Below are 22,321 nucleotides of genomic sequence, written 5' to 3'. Positions count from 1 at the left end.
TCTTGCTGCTCGTAGTTGTTCGCGTCGCGGATCAGCCCGTCGCGCACACCGTGCAGCATGTTCACGATGTTGCGGAAGGCCTGATTCATCTGACCCATGGTGTCGTAGGACGTCGCCTGCGCCTGGCCACTCCAGCCGGCACCGGCGATGTTCATCGACGACGCCCACATCTTGCGAGCCTCGTCCTCAACGGTCTGCGCGTGGACCTCAAAGCGGCCCGCCATCGCCCGCATCTCATGCGGGTCAGTCATAAAGCGTGTTGCCATGTTGCCTTTTCTCCTTTTCTCGAGTTTTCGACTGTCGAAGTTTGTGACCGACGCGGAAGTAGCCGCGTCATGGATAGGTCAGGGCCTACCCGTTATTCGCTCGTCTAACTGGGAAATGCCCTCCTTTCCTTTTCCCGTTAGACGACGACCTGCTTAGGCATGACGATCGGCTTGACGCCGTACCGCGGGGCGGCGCCGTAGGCGGCACCCTTGGCCGCGCCCGCCATTCCGGGCATGCCGGGCATGGCCGCGACGGGTTCCTCGGTCGCGGCGGTCCAGCCCGAGCCCTCGAGCGGCGCGGTCGACGAGGCCAACGTCGCCGGGGCGGCCGAAGACCAGCCGGCCGGGACCGAGAGGCCCCCGACCGCCGACGCTTCGCCGAGAGCGGCCGACGCCCCGCCCCCCGTCACGCTGTTCACCAGGGCCCCTTCGCCGATCGCCGCACCACCGGCCAGCGGCACGACATCGCTCGCGGTCGCCGCCGGCGCGGCGGCGGCGAGGGTGTGGCCCAGCGACACCCCGGTCGGGATGGCGTTCATCGTGAACCACGCCCCGGTGTTGACGGCGCCGTTAAGGGCGTTGAGGACGGCCGGCGTGCCCAGGAGGCCGTCCAGGTTGGTCGCCAGGTTCCCAAGGCCGGCCGCTTGCACTGCGTTCCACAGGTTGGTCCCGATGGCCTCGCCGGGCGTGAAGATTTGGCTGAGGATCGAACCCAGTCCGTTCGCGGCCGGTGCCGCGGCAGCGTTCGCGAACGCCGCCGAAACCGCGCCGCCCTGGGTGGCGGCCGCGGCCGGACTGGCCGTGGGTGCCGCCGGCGTCAGCGGCTGCAAGGCCGCGGCCGCCGCCGAGGCGGCCTGGTAGGTGTACATCGTGATGGCGTCTTGAACCCACATCTCCGCGTACAGGGCCTCGGTGGCCATGATCGCCGGTGTGTTGATGCCCAGGAAGTTCGTCGCGACGAGCGCCGCCAGCTGAGCCCGGTTGGCGGCGATCACCGGCGGTGGCACCGTCGCGGTGAAGGCCGCCTCGTAGGCGGCCGCCGACGCCGAAGCGAGAGCGCCCGCCTGCTCGGCCGCGGCGGCGGTGGTGGTCAGCCAGCTGATGTAAGGCTCGGCGGCCGCCGCGGCCGCCGCCGACCCGGCGCCCGTCCACTGTGAGCCGGTCAACGTTCCGATGATCGACTCCCACGACGTCGCCGTGGTGCTCAACTCGGCGGCCAGGTTGCTCCACGCCGTCGCCGCCGCCGTCAGGGGGCCCGCACCGGCACCCGTGTACATGAGTCCGGAGTTGATCTCGGGGGGCAATGCTGCAAAATCCAAAACCATTTGTGTATCCGTTCTTCCGAATTTTTTGGGGGGTAGGCGACCGGGTCGCGCTTAGACGGCCTTGATCTTGGGCATGACGATCGGCTTGACGCCGTAGCGCGGCGCACCGAAGCCGGCGCTGTTGCGCGCGGCCGCGCCCAGGCCGGGCATACCGGGCACGATGGTTCCCGTGCCGGCCTGCGGCGCGGCGGCGGTCCAGCCCACGGTCTGCACCGCGGTCGCGGGGCTTGTGGCCGAGACGAAGCTGCCGGCCCAACTCGGCGGGGTCGACAACTTGCCCACCATGGTCGCGCTGCCCATGCCCGCTACCGGCATCCCGGCCATGCCCGCGCCACCAACAGGGGTGACGCTGGAAGCCGTGGCAGCGTCCGCGGCGCCGGCGGCCGCGGCGGCGTCACCCGTGTCGCTGGCGGCCGCGGGCAGCAGGCCACCACCGGCCATCCCGAGCAGGTCGGAACCGGCGGAGGCCCAGTTGCCAAACCCGATGTTGCCGAAGTTGGCGAGGTTGCCCGACAGGCTGAACGGCCCCGCCGTCGACGTCAGGCTTGTGAGTGGTCCGCCGAGCAGCGTGCTGATCTGGCTGGAGAGGGCGTCGACGGGGGTTGCCGCCGCCACGTTGGCGGCTTCGGTCGAGCTGTAGGTGCCGGAACTCAAGCCCAGTGTGCTCACGAACTGTTGCTGAATTGCCTGAGCCTCGGTGGCGAGCTGCTGATAAAGGGTGCCGTACGCCGAAAAGATTCCCGCCTGCAAGGTTGATACCTGGTCGGCGGCCGCAGGAGCAATCGCGGTTGTCGGTGCCGCGGCGCCCGCATTCTGTGCCGTCAGTGAGTTGCCGATGCCCTCCAGCTGCTGGGCGGCGGCGAGCAACTCTTCGGGGATTGCTGTCAGAAATGACATCTGGTGCTCCTCGTGTTCGGAAAAATGCCGATCTCCCTTCCGGGGGATCGACCTGTGCGTTGGCGTAACGGCCCCTGTGCGTCGGCGTAAGGTTAACCAGGCACAACTCCACAGTCCCGACGGAAAAGGCTAGGGTGACGGGCGTTTACGGCTTCTTAACGCCGGCGCGAGCAGTTTTAACAAGGTCCTGTCGGGCGACATAGCGCTGTCATCTGAGAACCCCGCGCGAGGCATCAATTGGGGTGCGGCGCGCGCATCCTAGGCCACGAGCGGCCGGCACGCACCCGTGGAATTTTGCCGATTTTTCGGTGATCGCGACGCCCCGGAACGGTGCTTCGCACGCTAGATTCGCCGCCGGGCCCCCATAGCCCAATTGGCAGAGGCAGCGGACTTAAAATCCGCCCAGTGTCGGTTCGAGTCCGACTGGGGGCACCAGACCGGTCCGGTGGGCAGTCGTGAGCCGTCGGAGGCGAATTCGAAGCGGGGTAAGCAAGGGGCTGGTGTGCAAGCTAAGACGGCTGCCGCTCACGCTCGTTCGGCGGTCGAGCCGGTCCGTGATGATCCGATGGGACGGCTGGCGCTGTTGCGTCAGATGTACAAAGTCCCAGATGCCGTCGACCGCGGGTACCTTCCCTACCGGCGGGCGGCGTCGGCATTCATGCGATGGCAACTTCGGCGGGGCCTGTTGAACCCCCCAACGGACCCGTCCCCCGGGAGCCCGTGGTGGCGGGCGATGAACGAAGGACTCCTGCGCGACACCGCCGAAGCCCGGGCGCTCGCCTTCGGCTACGCGGGCCCGCCCTCTGGCCCCGGCGTGGCCGCGCATCTCGAGTTCATCCGGCGACCGACCGCGCGCAGTTGGTATCGAGCCCACAACACCAGCATCGTCGCGGGCTACCTGGCCAACCTGCCACTTGCGGCGGCCGAACGCCGTGTCGAACGGTTCTTTCTCAATGTCGTTCTGCTGCGCGTGCTGTTCGCCCACGCGCTGGTGTCGGCCCCCCGGTTGGCGCTGGGTTGGCTTGCGCCGCTGGGCCGGCCGCTGGGTGATCCGCGCGTCGGAATGACCGGCATCTTCCTGTCGCTGAGTCGGGTACTGCCCGACCGCTATCCGCTAGGCGACGACGTGGAGAACTACGGCGCGGCCGAGCTTGGATTCGGCCATCTGTTGGACATCGGCGTCATCCAGCCGAGACTCGACACGCTCTACCGGTGGTCCGCGGACGAGCTGCAGCTTCCCGCGCTTCGCGAGTTGCTCGACGGCCTGACTCCTCGATACGCCTGGGATCCCGCCGATGACGCGATGTGGAAGATCGCTCCGTCGCCGTTGGCGCTCGCGGCCCGAAGGCTGATTCGAGGCTGCGCGACTCCTAATGCGGTGGTCGGCAGGTCACTGTTGCGCCCTGATTCGATGAATGCTTATATAGAAGGATGTCGAATCAGGCCGAGGCTGGGTATTGCCCTTCGCTGAGCGTGGCCGCCCTGGGTGAGCCGCAGGCTGCGGAGTTGGCGGCGATGTTCAAGGCGTTGGGCGACCCGGTGCGCCTGCGACTGCTGAGCCTGATCGCCAGCCACCCCGGCGGCGAGGCATGCGTGTGCGAGATCTCGGCGACCTTCGACGTCTCCCAGCCGACCATTTCCCATCACCTCAAGCTGCTGCGCTCGGCCGGGCTGCTGGACTGCGAGCGGCGGGGCACCTGGGTGTACTACTGGGTGATTCCCTCGGCGTTACGCCGGCTGTCTTCGGCCCTGCATGTTGACGACCAGGCCTTGACGGCCACCACCCCGGGGTGCGGACCTTGACCGCAAACCCGACGACCGCGTCCGCCCCGGACGCGGTGGCGACCCGGCTTTCGACCCTGGACCGATTCCTGCCGGTGTGGATCGGTGTTGCGATGGCCGCGGGGCTACTGCTGGGCCGACTCATTCCCGGCCTCGGCTCGGCGCTCAGTGCCGTTGAAGTCCAAGGCATTTCACTGCCCATCGCAATGGGCCTACTCGTGATGATGTACCCGGTGCTGGCCAAAGTCCGCTACGACCGGCTCGACGAGGTCACCACGGACCGCAAGCTGATGGTGTCCTCGCTGGCGCTCAACTGGCTGATCGGTCCGGCATTGATGTTCACGCTGGCGTGGCTGCTCCTTGCGGATCTGCCCGCCTACCGCACGGGGCTGATCATCGTGGGGTTGGCCCGCTGCATCGCCATGGTCATCATCTGGAACGACCTGGCGTGCGGGGACCGCGAAGCCGCGGCAGTGCTGGTGGCCCTGAACTCGTTGTTTCAGGTGGTGATGTTCGCCGCGCTGGGCTGGTTCTACCTGTCGGTGTTGCCGGGCTGGCTGGGCCTGCCGCAAACCGGCATCGCCGTGTCCCCATGGCAGATCGCGAAGTCCGTGCTCATCTTCCTGGGCATTCCGCTGCTGGCCGGATACCTGTCGCGCCGACTGGGTGAACGGGCCAAGGGTCGCCACTGGTACGAGACGACGTTCCTGCCGCGGGTGGGTCCGTGGGCACTGTATGGCTTGCTGTTCACCATCGTCATCCTGTTCGCCTTGCAGGGCCACCAAATCGCCTCCCGGCCATGGGATGTCGCCCGCATCGCCGTGCCGCTGCTGGCCTACTTCGCGATCATGTGGGCCGGCGGGTATGCCCTCGGCTTCCTGCTGCGCTTGGGCTACGCGCGCACCGCGACGCTGGCGTTCACCGCCGCCGGCAACAATTTTGAACTGGCCATCGCGGTGGCGATCGCCACCTATGGCGCGGCCTCGGGTCAAGCCCTGGCCGGGGTGGTCGGACCGCTGATCGAAGTGCCCGTGTTGGTTGGGCTCGTCTATGTTTCCTTGGCGATGCGCTCCCGGCTGTTCCGGTCGGAGCCGCAGGCAAAGGCCGGGGCCGATGGCCGATAAGCCCAGTGTGTTGTTCGTCTGCGTCCACAACGCCGGACGCTCGCAGATGGCCGCCGCATTGCTGAGCCGCATCGCCGGCGATCGCATCGAAGTTCGCTCCGCCGGAACAGAACCCGCCGACCAGATCAACCCGATCGTCGTCGCCGCGATGGCCGAAATCGGCGTCGACGTCACCGCCGCCACGCCAAAAGTCCTGACCGCCCAGTCGGTACAGACCAGCGACGTCGTGATCACCATGGGCTGCGGCGACACCTGCCCCTACTTTCCCGGGGTGTCCTACCGCGAGTGGAAACTTGCCGACCCCGCCGGCCAACCCCTGGCCGCCGTCAGGGCGATCCGCGACGACATCGCCGGGCGCGTCGAGTCACTGATCGCAGAGCTCCTGCCCAACGCCACGACAACGTAATCGCACCGAAGGAAGGAACCATCATGTCTCGCGTGCAGCTGGCCCTCAACGTCGACGACCTCGATGAGGCAATCGCGTTCTACTCCAAGCTGTTCGACACCGGACCGGCCAAGGTCAAACCCGGCTACGCCAACTTCGCGATCGCCGAGCCCCCGCTGAAACTGGTGTTGCTGGAAAATCCCGGCCACGGCGGCACTCTCAACCACCTCGGCGTCGAAGTGGAGACGACTGAGAAGGTGCACCAAGAAATCGCGCGACTCGCGAGCGGCGGGATGCTTCCCGAAGCGGAAATCGGCACCACGTGCTGCTACGCCACGCAGGACAAGGCCTGGGTCACCGGGCCCGCCGGCGAGGGGTGGGAGGTCTACACCGTCCTGTCGGATGCGGAAACGTTCGGCACGGGGGCCGACCTGCCGGCCGCCGAGGAAACAGGCGGCTGCTCTTGCAGCGGCGACAACGCCGCTGACGCGCCCCCCGACGTGGCTGCCACCAGCACCGCCTGCTGCTGAGAAGCAATCACCCAGTGAGGTGAGCGATGCTGCGACCGACCGGTGACATAGCGGCCATAGCCAACGATCTGGAGCGCGCGCGAGCCGATTTTCATCGCGTGCTACTGGTCGTCGGGACCGAAGAGTGGTCCAGGCGAACCTCCGGGACACGGTGGACCAACGAGCAACTTCTGTTCCACATGGTGTTCGGCTACATGGTTGTGCAGCGGCTGCTTGTACTCGTCGCGATACTTGGCCGATCACCGCGACCGCTCAGCCGTGGGTTCGCCCGGATGCTCGACGCAGCGACACCGCTGTTTCATCGGATCAATTACTTCGGAACGTGCCTCGCGGCGCGCGTTTACAACCGCACACGTATGGAAGCGAAGATGGATCGCGTCATCGACGCGCTGCAACGCACACTGGCCGCACGGGACGAGACCGCGCTTCGCCGAGCCATGTATTTCCCGACGCGCTGGGACCCGTACTTTCACGAGTCGATGACGTTGGCCGACGTGTACCGCTACCCCGGCCGGCACTATGACCATCACCGCCGACAACTCGCCATCAACGGGCTGACTCCGACTACAAATTGAGTCCGCGAGTCCGAACCATCGCACCCACCAGCTCGGACGTTATAGCAGAGAACGTATGACCAGCCACTGGCGCTGTGCCCCTTATACCTGTAATACCTTGACCGACTTGTAGCGGTGGTCATACATTCTTGATATAAACGTCGTTATCCGGCGCCCGTTTGGGCTCTAGCGGAGGTTGAGACATCGATGAACGCCCATAGCACCGCCCCCAGCGTCTTCGAAGCCGGCCTCCCAACGTTCGACTACGGCCTCACCGCCACCCCGCACGACATCGTCGAGGATGTCCGAGAGGCGCAAGCGCGCGCACCGATCGCCATCGGGCCCCTCGGCCCGGAAATCCTGTCCTACGAAATGGCCCGGGACATGCTGCGTGACAACAGGTTTCGAATGCCATCCGGAATCACGCTGGCAGCGCAGGGCGTCACCTCAGGTCCGTTGTACGACAAGTTGGCGAACAGCCTGCTTGGCCTCGACGGCCCGCCACATACGCGCCTGCGCAAACTGGTTTCGAGAGCCTTCACTCCCCGCGCGACAGCAGGTCTTCAAGACACGATCCACGAGGTGGTGAATGGCCTGATCGATCGGGTAGCAGACGCCGGACGGTGCGACGTTGTCAGCGACATCGCGCGGCCTTACCCCACCCCCATCATGTGCGCGCTGATCGGTGCGCCTCGCGAGGACTGGCGCCTGTTCTCAGAGTGGACCGACGAAATCTTCAAGGCCTTCAATTTTCAGCCCGCCGCCACCTTCGATGAAGGCGCGATCATGCGGGCGTGGGGCGAGCTGGACGCCTACGTCGACGACATGGTCGCCGCCCGCCGGAACAGTCTGACCGATGACCTGCTTTCCGAGCTCATCCGCGCCGAGAGCGACGGAGATCGGCTGAGTCTCGACGAACTCCGCATGCTGGTGGCCGGTTTCTTGATGGCGGGAACGGATACGACGCGACACCAACTGGCCGCGTCGGTGCAGGTGCTCTGCGAGCATCCGGACCAGTGGGCGAAGCTGCGCGACCATCCCGAGCTTGCGATGCAGGCGGTCGAGGAAAGCATGCGCCACTCACCGGCGGTGTGTATCGCGCCGCGCACCGCCACCGAGGATGCCGAATTCGGTGGTTACCTGTTCCCGGCCGGGACTTTCGTAGTCGTGAACACCTTTGCGGCCAATCGTGATCCAGCGATTTATGCCGATGCAGATCGGTTCGACATCGCGCGCAACGACCTGCCGGCGATTCTGACTTTCGGTGGTGGCGCGCACTACTGTCTGGGCGCCAACCTCGCGCGGCGGGAGCTGGCGGAAGCACTCACCATCCTCACCCGACGTCTGTCTGCACCCCATCGCGTCGGTCCGGCGCCGTGGAAATCCCTGCTCGGTATGACCGGCCCCACAACACTCGAGATCGAGTTCGTGGCCGAAATGCTTGTGGCAGCGGATGCGTAGTCGCGGCTGGGCGGGATCGACGCCCGCCTCGGACGAGGAGGCAATCGCCCGCATTCTGAATGCCGTGGACGAAGTCGTCGCCGAACACGGACCAGCGATAAGCCTGGCCGACGTCGCCCGGAAACTCGGGGTCACCCGCCAGACGGTGTACCGCTACTTCCCCAACGCCGACGCGCTGCTCATCGCCAGCGCGATGCGTGCGGTCGACGGGTTCATCGACCAGGCTGTACAACGCGCCAGCGGACAGAAAGACCCGGTCATCGCGGTCGTCGAATGCGTGTCGTTCGGAATCGAGAATCTCGTCGGCGATCCACAACTGGAAAGCCTGCTGACGCGGCGACAGGAGGACGACGCCGTCATCTCGCTGACCGCGGACACCGCGATTGCATTCTGCCTGTCGGTTTTCCACCGCCTCGATGTGGATTGGACGCTTCACGGCTTCGACGCCAACGCGCTCGGTGAGCTTGCCGAAATGACGCTGCGCACTGCGCAGTCCCTCCTGACCGATCCCGGGCAGGAGCAGCGCGACGGAATCGCACTACGCCGGTTCGTTACCCGATGGCTCGGCCCGGCAATCCTCTATCCGCGGATGACGTCGCTGTCGCAATAAGGGTGTCCGGGTCACGTGCCGGGGACGGTCAGATCCCCGTGCAAAGGGTGGGGGCGTCGCACACGTTCCCCGGGCAATAGGTCGAGTGTGCGGCGTTGACCATGGTTCCGACGTCCAACAAGGTCACGCCCCTCGCGTTCAAGTGGGCGTGAACGTCGTCGGCGATCTGTTGGGGCGTCCAACCCCACGTGAGGTCGTAGCAGATCAGGTGCGCCTCACCGATCAGCGCCTCTTCCGTCTGCGGCGGCCACGACAGGCCGACGGCGCGCAGCTGCGCAAGGTACGCCTCATCTTGGGGGGTGGTGGCACCGGCGGTCGCGGCGCTGCCGAGCAGCGCGGCGCCGGCCATCGTGGGGACGGCCAACGCGGCCAGCCAGCGAGGTGAGGGCATTCGATTCCCTTTCTTTGGTGTGGCGCCGTGTGGCGGCAGCAAAATCCGAACAGAACAATAGCGAAATGCGCAGTAAGTTGGTCGGGTTCGTTACAGGCCACCGCACCGCGAAGGAGTCAGCGCCGAAGTGCCCGAGGACCCGCGCGTCGACGGCGTCTCGCGCCAATACGATCGGTGGGAGTATCCGCCGCCCGTAATGGATCTGGAGGCGTGGACCAAGAACCACTGGGATTGGTTCGATCCCTTCTGGGCCCATCGCGTCCTGTGGCCAAACCAGGAGTACAAGCCAGACCTTGACATTCTGATTGCGGGTTGCGGAACGTATCAGGCGGCGGTCTTCGCGTTCATGAATCGGGCGGCCACGGTGGTGGCGATCGATGTCAGCCGGGCGGCGCTGGATCACGAGCGCTACCTGAAAGACAAACACGGGTTGCAAAATCTCGAGCTGCACCAGCTTCCGATCGAAGAGGTGTCGTCGCTCAATCGCGACTTTGATCTGATTGTCTCCAGCGGTGTTCTGCACCACATGGCCGATCCCCTGGCGGGCCTAACGGCGCTGGGCGAATGCCTGCGCAGGGACGGCGCTCTGGGCGTCATGCTCTACGCGAAATACGGTCGGGTCGGAGTCGAGATACTGGAATCGCTTTTCCGCGACCTCGGACTGACGCAGGACGAGGCGTCGGTCCAGCTGGTCAAAGACGCACTCGCACTGCTGCCGCCGGACCACCCCGTCCGGACCTATCTGAACGGGGCGCTCGATTTGAGTTCCGACGGCGCCCTCGTTGACACGTTTTTGCACAGTCGCCAACGCAGCTACACCGTTGCGGAATGCCTGGACCTCGTCAGCTCGGCCGGGCTTGCGTTTCAGGGATGGTTTCACAAAATGCCGTACTACCCGCACGACGTGTTTGCGCCCGGGAACGCTTTCACATCCGTGCTGAATCGATTGCCCGACATCGAACTCTGGTCCGCGGTGGAACGCCTGCAAACGGCCAATGCCACCCATTTCTTCATCGCCTGCCGACCCGAGCGCCCGAAGGAGGACTACACGATCGACTTCTCGGCGCCGGGCTCGCTCGACTACGTTCCCCTGACGCGGGCGGCGTGCCTGCTGTCCGGCGACGAGATCCACCTGCCGGGCGGCAAGCTGAAGCTCGAGCCGGCCCAGCTGGCCTTCGTCCGCCACGTCGACGGGCGCCGCACGATTCGGGAGATCGTCGAGCAGGTGGCACAGGGCGGCGTCGCCCCGGAACGCCGGGCCGAGCTCGAGGAATTCGCGCGCGTGCTGTTCCGGTCGCTGTGGCGCATCGACTTCCTGGCGATGGCGCTGGACACGCATTCGACCGGTTAGCCTTGCCGCCGACGGCACCGGAAAGAGCCGCTCATAAACTGGCCCCTCGTGGGCATGCTGTCTGGTTTCGCGCCGTGGATCGTCTACTGGGTGCTGGTCGGGAACGTCCCGTTCGCCGCCGCCGCTCTGGTCGCGCTGGCGATCGCGGCCGCGGCGTTCGCGGCCGGCGCCCCCGGCGGCAAAATATTCCAAATTGGCACTCTCGCAACGTTTTTAGGTCTGACAATCCTGGCCCTCGCGCTCGGTGATTCGTTTGGTCAGCGGTGGCTGCTGCCGCTGAGCAACGCCGGGATCCTCGCGGTCGCGCTCGTCGGCGCGCTGGCCGGCCGGCCGTTCGTGCGGGAGTCCGCCGCCGCCGAACACCCCGCCGACGTGGTCAAGACGGAGCTGTTCGCCCGGCTGGTGCGGGTGCTGTCCTGGGTCTGGATCGCCGCGTTCGCCGGCATGACGGTGTCGTCGGTGATCCCGCCGATCGTCGACCGCAACGCCGGCCTGCAGGACCCGGCCCCGTTGTCCTACGTCGGCTACTGGATCATCCCGTTCTCGCTGCTGGGCCTGGCGGCGCTGGCGTCGCGGGTGCTGCCGGAGCGAATGCTGGCCGGCATCGACGACGTCGCCCGGGAGACGTCGTTCGTCGCTTACGACGAGGCCACCATCGACGAGCTGTACTACCTGGCGCAGGAGCACGCCAACCGCGAGGTCGGCCCCGGCAAGGAGGCCTACAACGTCAAGGTCGGGGGGATGGGGACCCCGCTGACCGGCGACGAGTCGCGAAAGTCATGGCCTTCTACCTACAAAGTGCGCGATAAGCGGCGCTAGACGCGTAAAAATCGGCTTCATGGCATCCACTCGCCTGACGTCGTCGCGTGCGTTGCTGGCGGCGCTGGTGTTCCTGACGGTGGCGGCCTGCGCGTCGGATCCCCCGCCCCCGCTGTCGGTGCCGCCCCTCAAAGAGCTGACCACCAGGCCCGGGACGGCCCTGACCATCTCGCCGGGCCAGCTGCTGACGGCCACCAGCGGCGTCACACCGGTCGCGTTCGGCAAGCCCGCGCACGGCACCATCGCCTACGGCGCGTACGGCGCGATGACCTACACCCCGGACGCCGGCTTCACCGGCACCGATCAGGTTCCGGTCACCGTCAGCCACGCCGTGCGGCTTTATGCCGAGGACGAGACGCCGCTGCTCATCGTCGGCGAGGTCGCCGTGCAGGCCAACGCGCACGGGTCCGCGATCGCCCCGGTGCCCGGCAGCGCCGACGAAATCTACGGCCTGTCCGATCGCGGCCCGAACGTCGACGGGCGCACCGCCGGCGAAAAGGTCCTTCCCATACCGACTTTCCATCCGCAGATCGCCAAGCTCAAGCTCCGCGACGGCATCGCGTCGCTCGAGCAGATCATCACGCTGACCGGAAAGGACGGCGTGCCGCTGGTTGGAGTCGTCGACCCGCAGGCGTCCACCGGCGAGTCGCTCGTCGACCTCAACGGCAATCGGCTGCCACCGTCGGATCACGGCCTGGACAGCGAAGGCCTGGTCGCCATGCCCGACGGCACCTTCTGGGTCTCCGACGAATACGGTCCGTTCGTCGTCCACTTCGACGCCAACGGCAAAGAGCTGGAACGCCTTTCGCCGTATGACGGCACGTTGCCCGGCGAGCTGTCGCTGCGCGGCCCGAACCAAGGGATGGAGGGGCTGACCATCACGCCCGATGGCGGCACGCTGGTGGGCATCATGCAGTCGGCCCTCAACCCGCCGGGCCTGGCCGGCTCGGCCAGATCCGTTCCGGTCACCCGCATCGTGACCATCAACCTGGCCAACCGCGCCGACGTGCACGAGTACCTCTATCCGCTGGCCGATCCGCAGCACACGAAGGTCGCGGTGTCGGAGATCACCGCCGTCAGCGCCACCACGTTCCTGGTCGACGAACGTGACGACCGGCCGCAGCCCGACGGCGACAAGAAGATCTACGCGGCCGACATCACTGGTGCCACCGACGTCGGACCGCGCTCGACGGTGCCGGGGGCGACCTATCGGGCCGACGGCGGCGGCCTGCTGATCGACGGCGTCCCGATCGAGACGTTCGTCGGGGTGAGCACCGACGCGGCGGCCACCGACAAACTCAGGGCCGCCGGAATCACCCTTCCGACCAAGACGCTCAAGCTCGACCTGGGGGGACTGGTGCGTTCGCTGTCCCCGAAGGGTGACTTCTTCGGGCACGACCACGTCGAGGGACTCATCAGCCGCGACGGCGGTAACACGCTGATCATCGCCAACGACAGCGACTTTGGGATCGAAGGGCTGGTCGGCGGGCCGGCCGCCACCCCGCCGTTTCAGCTCAAGCCCAAGATGCTGCCCAACGGCACGCAGGACAGCGGCGAGATCCTGGTGGTCGACACCACGAGGCTGCCGGCCGCGACCGAGTCGGTGACGGTGCCGATCAAGGTCGGTTGAAGTGACCGCTCAAGCGGTGGCAGTATGCGGAGGCATGGCACTCCGGGGGACACCCGATGACTGGTGCTGACTTCCCGACGCACGACACTGCGGTGGACGATCACGGCTGCTGCGACACAGCCTTGCCAGCGCAGTCCGGGCCGCGTTTGCCTGACGCGCGGTGGCACCGGGCGGCTCGTTGGGCCCGGTGGCTGTCCTGGCTGAGCCTGGCCTGGATGCTTACCGAGGGTGCGGTCGGGCTCTGGCAAGGCGTGATCGCCGGCTCGATCGCGCTGACCGGGTGGGCGCTGGGCAGTGCCGTCGAGGGCCTGGCCAGCGTGATCGTGATCTGGCGATTCACCGGCTCGCGAACCCTGTCCGACACCGCCGAGCGGCGTGCCCAGCGTGGGGTTGCGGTGTCGTTCTGGTTGCTGGCCCCCTACATCGCGGCCGAATCCATCCATCACCTGCTCGGCGGACAACGCACGGAACCGACCGTCATCGGAATCGTGCTCACGGCGATCGCGCTCGTAGCCATGCCGTTGCTCGGCCGCGCCAAACACAAACTGGGCGCGCAGTTGGGCTCGAACGCCACCGCCGGCGAGGGCACGCAAAACTACCTTTGTGCTGCCCAGGCCGCCGCGGTTCTGGCCGGCCTCACGATCACCGCAACCTTGCCCGGCGGCTGGTGGATCGATCCGGTTATCGGACTGGGCATTTCGGCCGCCGCAGTGTGGGAAGGCATCCAGTCCTGGCGCGGCGACGACTGCTGCGCCCGATAGCCGCGCACCCGGCCCTATGACGCGTTGGTCGCGGCTATGGCCGTTTGCCCGGCCCCATCATGCCGCCCGGCCCCATCATGCCGCCTGGTCCCATCATGCCTTGCATCATTGCGGGCATTCCGTCGCGCACGAACCCGGTGACTTCGCGGGCATGGGCGCGGATGGAGTCGGTGATCGCGGGATCGTCGGAGGTTTCCTCGGCGATGACACCTGTTGGTGTGAGGGTCAATTGGCGCCGGTACGAGCCGGCGTTGCGGAATAGCGTTGGCAGGCTTTGGCTCATGCACATGACTTCGGAGCCCTGGTCAAGGTGGGAATACATGCTTGACACGTGCGCGTGGAGTTGAGCGGCCAGATCGGGAGCGCCCGACTGGGTCGTGGTGCGCACGCCGCCGGGAATCTCCTCGACCGTGCGGGTGATCTCGGTGTGCCGGTTGAACATGTCCATATAGAGGCTCATGTCCGCCGGACTCGCTCCCATCATGCCGCCATCGGTCAGGCGGATGCGCAGCGCGGGCAGGCCGAGGGTACCGCGAAGCGCGTAACCGGCACCCAAGACCGCGCCCGCACCGAGTGTGGCGAGCGCGGCCCGCCGAGTGAATTTAGCCATGTGACGACCTCCCGCTCAGCGCATCATGTCCCTGCGTGAATCTGGTTGGCGCCCAACCCCATAGTTGCGCTATTACCTTCTACGGCAATCAAATCCGTCGCCTTTGATATCGCTTTCTGCCCTTGCTGCCGGTTTCCGTGCGGTCTGGGGTCGCGGCCGAAGCGGCGTAGCCGCAACGAGTTGGTCACCACGCTGACCGACGAGAACCCCATCGCGGCGCCGGCGATGACGGGATTGAGCAGGCCCAGCGCGGCGAGGGGGATCGCGGCGGTGTTGTAGCCGAACGCCCAGCCGAGGTTCTGGTAGATGGTGCGCAGGGTATGCCTCGAGAGTTCGATAGCCTGCACGACCCCGTCGAGCCGACCGGACATCAGCGTGATGTCAGCTGCCTCGATGGCCACGTCGGTACCGGTGCCGATCGCGATGCCGAGATCGGCCTGCACCAGCGCCGGCGCGTCGTTGACACCGTCGCCAACCATGGCGACCATGCGGCCGTCGTCCTGCAGCTTTCGAATCGCCGCCACCTTGTCTTCGGGTAACACCTCGGCGAGCACCTGGTCGATCCCGACCTGCTGGGCGATCGCGGCGGCCGTGCGGGCGTTGTCGCCGGTGATCATCGCGACCTGCACCCCCATGGCGTGCAGCGCCGCCACGACGTCGGCCGCGTCGTCTTTGACCGTGTCGGCGACCGCGAGTACTCCGATGACCTGGCCGTCGCGGCCGACGAATACCGCTGTGCGGCCAAGCTCTTCGAGCTCCGTGGCCGCCGCGCCAAGCTGGTCGGGCAGGTCCAGACCATGTTCCTCGATGAGCTTGCGCCGTCCGACGACTACGGGATGGCCGTCGATGTCGGCCCGCACTCCGTGCCCGGCGAGATTGACGAACGACGTGGCGTCCGGTATCTGCAACTCTCGCTCGCGGGCACCGGCGACGATCGCGGCACCGATGGGGTGTTCGGAGCCCGACTCGACCGCGGCGGCGAGCCGCAGCACCGTATTCGGCTGCCGCCGGATGCCGGGAATCACATCGGTGAGCCGCATTTGGGCGCGGGTGAGGGTGCCGGTCTTGTCGAACACCACGGTGTCGATCTTCTTGGATGCCTCCAGCACCTCGCCGCCTTTGACCAGGATCCCCAGGTCCGCGCCGCGGCCGGTGCCGACCGTGATCGCCGTGGGGGTGGCCAGGCCCAGCGCACACGGGCACGCGATGATCAGCACCGCGATCGCGGCGGTCATGCCGGCGACCGGGTTGGCAGCGAGCAGCGTCCACCCGGCGAACGTCGCGACGGCAACCCCGACGACGGCGGGCACGAACACCGCCGAGACCCGGTCGGCCAGGCGCTGCACGGGGGCTTTGCCGCCCTGCGCCTGCTCGACCAGCCGAACGATTTGGGCCAGCGCGGTGTCGGCGCCTACGGCGGTGGCGCGCAAGGTCAGCACGCCGTCGATGTTGACCGTCGCGCCCGCGACGTGGTCACCCAGCGATTTCTCGACCGGGACCGACTCGCCGGTCAGCATCGACTCATCGACGGCGGCGCGTCCGTCGACAACCTGGCCGTCCACCGGGATCTTCTCGCCAGGCCGCACCCGCACCAGGTCTCCGACTTGCACCTGTTCAACCGGGACGAGCAGCTCCTGGCCGTCCACCAGTAGGCAGGCTTCCTTGGCGCCCAGCTCCAGCAGCTTGCTGATCGCCTCGGACGCCTTGCCCGTGGCCCTGACCTCGAAATAGCGACCTAGCACCACGAAGGCGATGATCAGCGCGGCGGTGTCGAAAAACAGTGGTCCACCGGCGATTAACTCATAGGTGGAGTAGAAAAACGCGGTCAGCGTGCCCAGTGTGATCAGCGTGTCCATGTTGGCGGTCAACGCCCGCGCCTGTTGCACCGCGCCCTTGAGGAAGGGCCACCCGGCCACGAATTGCACGGGTGCCGTCGCGCCGAACGCGAGCCACCCCGCCCACGGATAGGCGCCAAAAAACATTGTCAGGCCCGACGCCAGTAGCCCCAACGGCATGGCCAACCACAGGCGCCGCAGCCAGGTCCGGCGCTGGCGCCGATTGTCCTCGCGCGGCGCCACCTGCCCGCAGGCGCTCTGCCCCGAGTGGCAGCCGCCGCCGGCCTTGGCCGGCTCGTCGGCGGCCGGCGCGCGACCGAGCAGGCGCCGGATCGTGTCACGGAATCTCTGCGGCGCGCCCGTGCCGCGGACGCCGGCCGAGTGCGGCGCCCGCTCGGGGACCGATTCGGCGGGAACCTGTTGGGCTTCGGTGATTGCCGTCAAAACAGCTGCGGTGTCGTGGGTTTCGGGCGAATACAAGACCACGACCGACTCCGTGCGCGGGTAGGCATACACCGCGCGCACGCCGGCCACCTGGGCCACCCGGTCCTCGATCGCGACAGCCCGAACCGCGTCGAATCGAAACCCGCTGGCCTGCACGCGCATCCGTCCGGACGCGTCGGAAACGACTTTCAGCGCGACATCGCCCTCGGGGACCGTGTCAGTGATCATCTGAGTTGCCTGAGGCCGAAGCCACGGGAGCAACGTCGTCGCCGATGCGCTCTTTGGCCTCGGCCACCACGTCGGCAGCGGTAAGCCGGGCCCGCTCAGCGCTCTCGCCGGCCTTGCGCTCGGCCTCGCGGGCAACGCGCATGCCCCACGCGGTGAGGGTGACGGTCGCCGCGCGCAGCGGGACTTTGGCCGCCCCCTTGCGCACGACCTCATACGCCGCAACGCCCACCGCTCCGGTCACCACGGTGGGCACCGCCTTGGCCATAAATCCGTGCAACGCCAACATCTTCAACGCTCCCTCTCGTTTTTGTTTGCCCGCTACTGCCGGGCGTGTCGTAGCCGATCGCTCGCAAAATCTGGCGGTCGTTACCCTCGGCTGCCTGCCGCCGCCGGTTCTTTGTCGGCGGGTTCGCCGACCGCCGCGCCGGCCAGCGCGGCCTGCGGGCCGGTCAGCGCCGGAGTGAACTTGACGGCGTCGATCAATTCCTCAATTGCGGCTTGGCCACGGCCATCGAGCACCGCCGATGAAAAACACGTCTCCAGGTGGTTGTGCAACATCACCCGGTTCGCCCGCTCCAGCGAGGACTGCACCGCCGAGATCTGCTTCATCACGTCCACGCAATACGCGTCGGACTCCAGCATCCGAATGATCCCGTCGAGGTGGCCCCGAACCGTCTTGAGCCGGTTGAGCGCCGCATGCTTTTTGGCCGTTAATTCGTCGTCCATAACTACCCCAGAACTCTTGCCAACACCGGTCGCGGCCCAGCATACCCCACCCCACCCGGGATGGGGTAGCTTGAGGGCGGATTCGCATTGTCAGCCTCGATCGAAGGGAGTGGCGTACGTGGAAAACGGCCAGGGACGTGGGTGGTCGCGGACGGAGATCTGGTTGCCGGCTTTACTGCTGGGCTTGGCCGGCCTGGGCTGGTGGTGGTCCATGGTCAGTGCCGCGGGCATGCGCGGTGACCCGATGCCGATGGACGGCGAATCCACGACGCCGCTGGCCGCATTCCTCGTCGCCTGGGTGGCGATGATGGCGGCGATGATGCTTCCCGCGGTGTTGCCCGTTGTCGGCCGCTATGTCCGGACCGCCGCCGGCAGCGCCGTTGCGGCGGTCCTCTTCGTCGTGGGCTACCTCGCTGTGTGGAGCGCGGTGGGGATCCCGGCGTTCGTGGTATCGAACCGCCTGAACCCGATCATGCACAGCTGCCCGTGGGGGGGTCGTGCCGCGGGCGCGGTCGCGGTGGTCGCCGGGCTGCACCAGCTCACGCGGTTCAAGACGGTATGCCTGCATCACTGCCGTCGCCCGATGCTCTCGTCCGGAGGCTCTCGCGAACACGCCAACGGTCGTGCGGCGGCCATTCTTGCCGGGGGGCGCTACGGCATCTACTGTCTCGGTTCCTGTTGGATGCTGATGGTGCTGCTGATCGCCTTCGGCACAATGCAACTCGGCTGGATGCTGGCGCTGTCGGTTGTCATCTGGCTGGAAAAGGTCGCGCCGTTCGGCGATCAGCTAGGCCGCCTGACGGCGGCGACGCTGATCGTGCTTGGTGTCGCGCTGCTCGTGCACCCCATGTTCGTCGCCCGCCTCATCTCCTGAGGGAGACGTCGGCTAACACCACGATCGAATCGGTGACGGTGCCGATCAAGGTCGGCTGAGGCCGGGCTAGCCGCCCGCCAGCCGCGCGGCGACGAATTGCGCCGCCTGCGTGGCCAAGCCGGACTCCACGTAGACGCGGTGCGCCGACGCGTCATTGCCCGGCGAGCACACCGGGTCCGCGCCGTTGCACAGGTCGATCGCCTTGGAGCCGAACAGCGGGCTCAGCGCGGTGAGCGGGCCCCCGACGCGGTTGGACGGGTTTCCGAAGACGGCGACGGCGGCGACATGGTCGGCGACGTCGGCCGGCAGGGGGTCCCCGTACCCGAATGTGGCCTGCCCGGGCACGGTGATCAGGTCGACAACTGCCGCGCCCTGCGAGTAGCCGCCCAGCACCAGCTTGGCTTGCGGGCACGACGCGACGGTGCTCTGAACGAAACGCCTGGCGTCGTTGGCGCCGTCGACCGCGCGGAAGAAGTCATAGGAGGCGGGGTAGTCGACGGCATACAGCGCCACGGACTTGCCGTTGACCAGGGGGCGCAGCGATTCGACGAATGCCTGGCCGACGCGTCCCGGGCCCGGCGGTTCGTTGGTGCCGCGGGCGAACACCACCTGGATGTCGGGGCACGATTCCGCCCGCCCCGTGTGAGCGCCGCCCGGGTCGGCGGTCGACACCGCGGGCGCCATCAGCATCGCGGAGATCAACACCGCGCCAACGCCTAGCAAAGCCTTGGCCGCACTCAGTCTCATAACTCGCCTTCCGGAGTTGATGGTTCGCTCTGTCAAAGCATCCGCGACCCGGCGCCCCTCGTCGTCAGCGCTAACCTGCAAACGCAATGGGTGCAGGCCGGAATTCCCGGCGTTGCGCCCGTCACATCCCGTCCCGCGCATTGGGGGTGAGCAGGGCCGTCGCGACCACCGTGAGCGTCCCGGCACGGTCGTCCGTCACGTAGAGCAGCTCCCCATCGGCGCTGAGACTCACCGCCGCCGGGTGGGCGCAGACCGTGACCGTTGCCACGACGGAGTTGTTCGAGGTGTCCAGGGCCCACACGCTGCCGTCGGCGAAATCGGCCGCGTACAACCGTTGGCCGTCGGGGCTGATGCAGAGCCGCCGCGGCAGCTTACCCGCCATGACGTTGTTCGTGGCCGACGTTGTGGTGTCGATCACCGTCACCGAGTGCGCGTTGGCGGTATAGGCGAATTCGGTGTCGGGCCGGGCCACGACCTCCATCGGGGCGTCGTCGAGGGTTATCGAGATGGCGCATCGGGTGCCCGGATCGACCACGGAGACCGAGTTGATGTGGAAGTGGGTCACGTACAGGATGCCGTCGGCGTCCACCGTGATGGACTCCGGCGCCTCGTCAACCGCGATGACGTCGACGGCCTGATAGCTGGCGGTGTCGAGCACCGCGATGGTGCCGCCACGGGCCTCCTCGCCGTAGGGGCTGGACGCGACATACAAGCGGCGACCGTTGGGGCTCACGGCCATCCCGGTGATGAACCCGTCGATTGCGGCGAAAGCCACGGCGACGCCGTCGGCGCGGATGGCCGACACCCAGGCGCTGCCGCCGTCACGACGTGCGTGGCTATGGGCCAGGTAGACGTAGTTGCCGTCCGGGCTGACGACCGCCGCCGTACTGCGCGGCTTGGCAACGATTTTCGAGGTCATGCCGACGGGATCGATGATCGACAGCGCGCCGTCGTATGAGGTGACGTAGATCCGGCTGCCGTCCGAACTCATCATCATTCGCTTCGGTTCGTCCGCACCGATCGGAACCGTGGCGATGACGCGGTGCTGGCGGTCGACCGCCTTTACCGAATCGACGGTCATCACATAGACGAGCTCACCGCTGGGGCTCGTCACGATGTCGCGCGGGAAGGTGCCGAGCCACACCTCGGCGACGACGACCCCATCGACACCCGGCCGGGCACGGGTCCGCCGGTTACGCTCCGCGGTGTCGACCGTCCAGGTGCAAAGGCAGGTCGGGCATTGCAGGAACACCCGCGACGCCGCGTTTTTCAGGAGATACTGCCAGTGGGTGGCGCAGTTGCGCCCGCTTTGGCAGTCGGCGCAGCCGGCGCCGTGGTCGCAGTTCGGGCACGCCAACCATGCACGCCGGCTCGGGTCGGCGTCGGGGTCGATGTGTGGCTGACTCATCTTTCCTCGCAACGGAATCGACGGACGACGGGGTGACGGTCAGGAGGCGTTCCGCAGGACGCGTTCGGCGCCGGTGGCAGGGCCGTCCGCGCACAGGGCGGCGGTGATGTGCCGGATGACCCGACGGCTGCCGAGCATGCCGAGATGGCCGACGCCGCTGACCGTGACGTGTTCGGCTTGGGGGTGCGGCGGCGCGGACCGCAGGCCCGGCACGACGATGTCGAGGTCCGCCGTCACCGACAGCCAGCGCACCCCGTCGGGCAGTGGGGTGGCGGCGAGGCGGGCCAGCACGGGTGACCCCGCCCGCAGCGCGCGGACCATATCGACGACCGGGAGCATGTCGGCCCATGGCGAACCACCGAAGGGAGAGCCCAGCGTGATCACCGTTTCGACCCGTCCCTTCAACCGGGGGTCGCAAATCGCTTGTGCGACAACCACTCCGCCCAGGCTGTGGCCAACCAGATGCACCTTGTCCGCGCCGCTGCGCGACAACATCTGCTCCACGTGGGCGACCAGCTTGTCGGCGAGCTGCTCCACGGTGTTTCCGACCGGGGGGTAGGACATGGTGTCGACGCTCAGGCCCTTTGCGCCCAGGGCCTCGGCGACCGCGGACCAGCTGGACTTGGCGCCCCCGAACCCGTGGACGAGCAACACCGGAGGCGCGCCCGCGGCGCATGACCGCGCCCGCGGCGACACGGTTTCGGCGGATCCGTCGTCACCGCGGATCAGGCGCACCGGCGCGGTCGCGGGCACCGACAGCATCAGCGCGGCCTCGCGAGCGTGTACCGCCGCGGCGCGTGCCACGGCCCGAAGGGTGGTGCCGGCCCCGCCGAACCTGCTCGGCCGCCTCATCGTCGGCTGCGTTTGCACCATGTCGCACCTCCTTCGTCTCGCGTATCACGTTGACGATGGCGGTCGGCGGCTCGCGCGTCTTCATTGCCAGCCGCAGTCTGCGATGCGGGCCCGCAGGGGCGGGGCCTTACTGGTTAGCCGGAACCCGAAACAGATCGGGCTGCGCCGCAATGACTTTGGCTATGGCGACTGCGACAGCTCCGGTTGTCTACTTTCGCGCCCAGCGAGCCGGGGTCCCGCCAGCGGGAAGGCCACGCGGCGGCTAGCGGCAATGCGGATCGATCGGCCGCCGCGTCAGACTCGGCACAGCGTCGCGGCCCCGCCGCGCGAGTGAAGGGATGAAGGACGTGTCGATCACCGCGTCGAGGCCGGCGGCCGCCGGAACCGGCCAGCCGGTGGGCGCCGTTAGGCCCGCGATCGTGCCGGCCGCGGCCTTCATCGTCGTCGAAATCCTGCTGGCCGCGGAGACCATCTCGGTCATCCTGTTTCGGGAGGCGGACCCCCGCACCCCGGCCGCCATTCCGCTGGCCATCTTGCTGAGCGTGGCCCTGCTCGCCAATCTGGGCCTGGTGTGCGGCGCGGCCGCCGCCGTCGCCGCCGGCATGATCCGGCGATCCGATCGCTGCCTCGGCGGCTCGTTTGCTTCGGAGCTTGGCGCGGGGACGGCCATGCCCGCTAGCCAGTAGGCGAAGATCCCCACTGGTGGGGCCC

Annotated in this window: 22 protein-coding genes, 1 tRNA gene and 2 pseudogenes; 14 read left to right on the top strand and 11 right to left on the bottom strand. The window is 67.4% G+C overall.

The window, feature by feature from the left end; all coding sequences use genetic code 11:
• The 3 genes from AWB92_RS15980 to AWB92_RS15970 form a co-directional block, all read right to left on the bottom strand.
• Window positions 1-266: WXG100 family type VII secretion target (locus AWB92_RS15980; RefSeq protein WP_085187042.1), on the bottom strand; the 266-nt coding region annotated here is incomplete at its 3' end.
• 137 nt (window positions 267-403) lie between these two features.
• The gene (locus AWB92_RS15975) at window positions 404-1,591 is read right to left on the bottom strand and encodes a PPE family protein (protein ID WP_085187013.1); all 1,188 of its coding nucleotides are present in this window, start codon (window positions 1,589-1,591) and stop codon (window positions 404-406) included.
• A gap of 51 nt (window positions 1,592-1,642) precedes the next feature.
• A complete protein-coding gene (locus tag AWB92_RS15970; RefSeq protein ID WP_085187010.1) occupies window positions 1,643-2,488 on the bottom strand; it encodes a PE domain-containing protein in 846 nt (281 codons plus the stop codon).
• Between the two features lie 358 nt (window positions 2,489-2,846).
• On the opposite strand from AWB92_RS15970, the gene AWB92_RS15965 reads away from it, so the two are divergent.
• From AWB92_RS15965 to AWB92_RS15925, 8 genes and pseudogenes are all read left to right on the top strand, one after another.
• Window positions 2,847-2,923 (top strand) — tRNA-Leu (locus AWB92_RS15965).
• A 298-nt stretch (window positions 2,924-3,221) separates the two neighbouring features.
• Window positions 3,222-3,959 carry a hypothetical protein gene (locus AWB92_RS15960; protein WP_206601299.1) on the top strand — a complete coding sequence of 246 codons (738 nt, stop codon included), beginning with the start codon at window positions 3,222-3,224 and terminating at the stop codon, window positions 3,957-3,959.
• Entirely contained in the window at window positions 3,920-4,291 is a 372-nt protein-coding gene (locus AWB92_RS15955) for a metalloregulator ArsR/SmtB family transcription factor (protein WP_085187007.1), read from the top strand. The genes AWB92_RS15960 and AWB92_RS15955 overlap by 40 nt, the downstream gene beginning before the upstream one ends.
• Window positions 4,288-5,800: pseudogene (arsB, locus tag AWB92_RS15950) on the top strand (ACR3 family arsenite efflux transporter). The gene AWB92_RS15955 and the pseudogene arsB overlap by 4 nt, the downstream one beginning before the upstream one ends.
• Before the next feature lie 23 nt (window positions 5,801-5,823).
• On the top strand, window positions 5,824-6,309 hold the full coding sequence (locus AWB92_RS15940; RefSeq protein WP_085187001.1) for an ArsI/CadI family heavy metal resistance metalloenzyme: 486 nt from the start codon (window positions 5,824-5,826) through the stop codon (window positions 6,307-6,309).
• Window positions 6,310-6,335: 26 nt separating this feature from the next.
• Window positions 6,336-6,884: a DinB family protein gene (locus AWB92_RS15935; RefSeq protein WP_085186998.1), complete on the top strand. Its 549-nt coding sequence runs from the start codon at window positions 6,336-6,338 to the stop codon at window positions 6,882-6,884.
• 186 nt (window positions 6,885-7,070) lie between these two features.
• Window positions 7,071-8,324 carry a cytochrome P450 gene (locus AWB92_RS15930; protein ID WP_085186995.1) on the top strand — a complete coding sequence of 418 codons (1,254 nt, stop codon included), beginning with the start codon at window positions 7,071-7,073 and terminating at the stop codon, window positions 8,322-8,324.
• On the top strand, window positions 8,317-8,934 hold the full coding sequence (locus AWB92_RS15925; protein ID WP_085186992.1) for a TetR/AcrR family transcriptional regulator: 618 nt from the start codon (window positions 8,317-8,319) through the stop codon (window positions 8,932-8,934). The genes AWB92_RS15930 and AWB92_RS15925 overlap by 8 nt, the downstream gene beginning before the upstream one ends.
• A gap of 28 nt (window positions 8,935-8,962) precedes the next feature.
• On the opposite strand, the gene AWB92_RS15920 is transcribed toward AWB92_RS15925, so the two are convergent.
• Window positions 8,963-9,283: a DUF732 domain-containing protein gene (locus tag AWB92_RS15920; protein WP_085187036.1), complete on the bottom strand. Its 321-nt coding sequence runs from the start codon at window positions 9,281-9,283 to the stop codon at window positions 8,963-8,965.
• Between the two features lie 169 nt (window positions 9,284-9,452).
• Between AWB92_RS15920 and AWB92_RS15915 the strand changes: the two genes are divergently transcribed.
• From AWB92_RS15915 to AWB92_RS15900, 4 genes are read left to right on the top strand one after another with little or no spacing between them, the layout of a single operon-like run.
• On the top strand, window positions 9,453-10,676 hold the full coding sequence (locus AWB92_RS15915) for a class I SAM-dependent methyltransferase (RefSeq protein WP_085186990.1): 1,224 nt from the start codon (window positions 9,453-9,455) through the stop codon (window positions 10,674-10,676).
• 48 nt (window positions 10,677-10,724) lie between these two features.
• Entirely contained in the window at window positions 10,725-11,495 is a 771-nt protein-coding gene (locus tag AWB92_RS15910; RefSeq protein WP_085186987.1) for a hypothetical protein, read from the top strand.
• Between the two features lie 19 nt (window positions 11,496-11,514).
• Window positions 11,515-13,125: an esterase-like activity of phytase family protein gene (locus AWB92_RS15905; protein ID WP_085186984.1), complete on the top strand. Its 1,611-nt coding sequence runs from the start codon at window positions 11,515-11,517 to the stop codon at window positions 13,123-13,125.
• A 56-nt stretch (window positions 13,126-13,181) separates the two neighbouring features.
• Window positions 13,182-13,886 carry a cation transporter gene (locus AWB92_RS15900; RefSeq protein WP_085186981.1) on the top strand — a complete coding sequence of 235 codons (705 nt, stop codon included), beginning with the start codon at window positions 13,182-13,184 and terminating at the stop codon, window positions 13,884-13,886.
• A 34-nt stretch (window positions 13,887-13,920) separates the two neighbouring features.
• On the opposite strand, the gene AWB92_RS15895 is transcribed toward AWB92_RS15900, so the two are convergent.
• From AWB92_RS15895 to csoR, 4 genes and pseudogenes are all read right to left on the bottom strand, one after another.
• On the bottom strand, window positions 13,921-14,496 hold the full coding sequence (locus AWB92_RS15895; protein WP_085186978.1) for a hypothetical protein: 576 nt from the start codon (window positions 14,494-14,496) through the stop codon (window positions 13,921-13,923).
• A gap of 149 nt (window positions 14,497-14,645) precedes the next feature.
• Window positions 14,646-16,937, bottom strand: a pseudogene (locus AWB92_RS15890) (copper-translocating P-type ATPase); the annotation flags it as partial.
• A 55-nt stretch (window positions 16,938-16,992) separates the two neighbouring features.
• The gene (locus tag AWB92_RS15885; protein ID WP_142282125.1) at window positions 16,993-17,286 is read right to left on the bottom strand and encodes a DUF1490 family protein; all 294 of its coding nucleotides are present in this window, start codon (window positions 17,284-17,286) and stop codon (window positions 16,993-16,995) included.
• Between the two features lie 83 nt (window positions 17,287-17,369).
• A complete protein-coding gene (gene csoR / locus AWB92_RS15880) occupies window positions 17,370-17,729 on the bottom strand; it encodes a copper-sensing transcriptional repressor CsoR (RefSeq protein WP_085186969.1) in 360 nt (119 codons plus the stop codon).
• A 163-nt stretch (window positions 17,730-17,892) separates the two neighbouring features.
• On the opposite strand from csoR, the gene AWB92_RS15875 reads away from it, so the two are divergent.
• Entirely contained in the window at window positions 17,893-18,603 is a 711-nt protein-coding gene (locus AWB92_RS15875) for a DUF2182 domain-containing protein (protein ID WP_241523474.1), read from the top strand.
• Between the two features lie 66 nt (window positions 18,604-18,669).
• Here AWB92_RS15875 and AWB92_RS15870 read toward each other — a convergent pair whose 3' ends face one another.
• The 3 genes from AWB92_RS15870 to AWB92_RS15860 form a co-directional block, all read right to left on the bottom strand.
• Window positions 18,670-19,350: a cutinase family protein gene (locus AWB92_RS15870; protein ID WP_085186963.1), complete on the bottom strand. Its 681-nt coding sequence runs from the start codon at window positions 19,348-19,350 to the stop codon at window positions 18,670-18,672.
• Window positions 19,351-19,471: 121 nt separating this feature from the next.
• The gene (locus AWB92_RS15865; RefSeq protein ID WP_085186960.1) at window positions 19,472-20,758 is read right to left on the bottom strand and encodes a YncE family protein; all 1,287 of its coding nucleotides are present in this window, start codon (window positions 20,756-20,758) and stop codon (window positions 19,472-19,474) included.
• 39 nt (window positions 20,759-20,797) lie between these two features.
• On the bottom strand, window positions 20,798-21,631 hold the full coding sequence (locus AWB92_RS15860) for an alpha/beta fold hydrolase (RefSeq protein ID WP_085186957.1): 834 nt from the start codon (window positions 21,629-21,631) through the stop codon (window positions 20,798-20,800).
• 326 nt (window positions 21,632-21,957) lie between these two features.
• On the opposite strand from AWB92_RS15860, the gene AWB92_RS15855 reads away from it, so the two are divergent.
• A complete protein-coding gene (locus tag AWB92_RS15855) occupies window positions 21,958-22,296 on the top strand; it encodes a hypothetical protein (RefSeq protein ID WP_142282121.1) in 339 nt (112 codons plus the stop codon).
• Window positions 22,297-22,321 lie beyond the last annotated feature (25 nt).

Source organism: Mycobacterium sp. IEC1808, assembly GCF_002101935.1.
Classification (GTDB): Bacteria; Actinomycetota; Actinomycetes; order Mycobacteriales; family Mycobacteriaceae; genus Mycobacterium.
The sequence above is the reverse complement of the archived record's forward strand: the minus strand, read 5'-3'. Positions and strand labels throughout refer to the sequence as shown.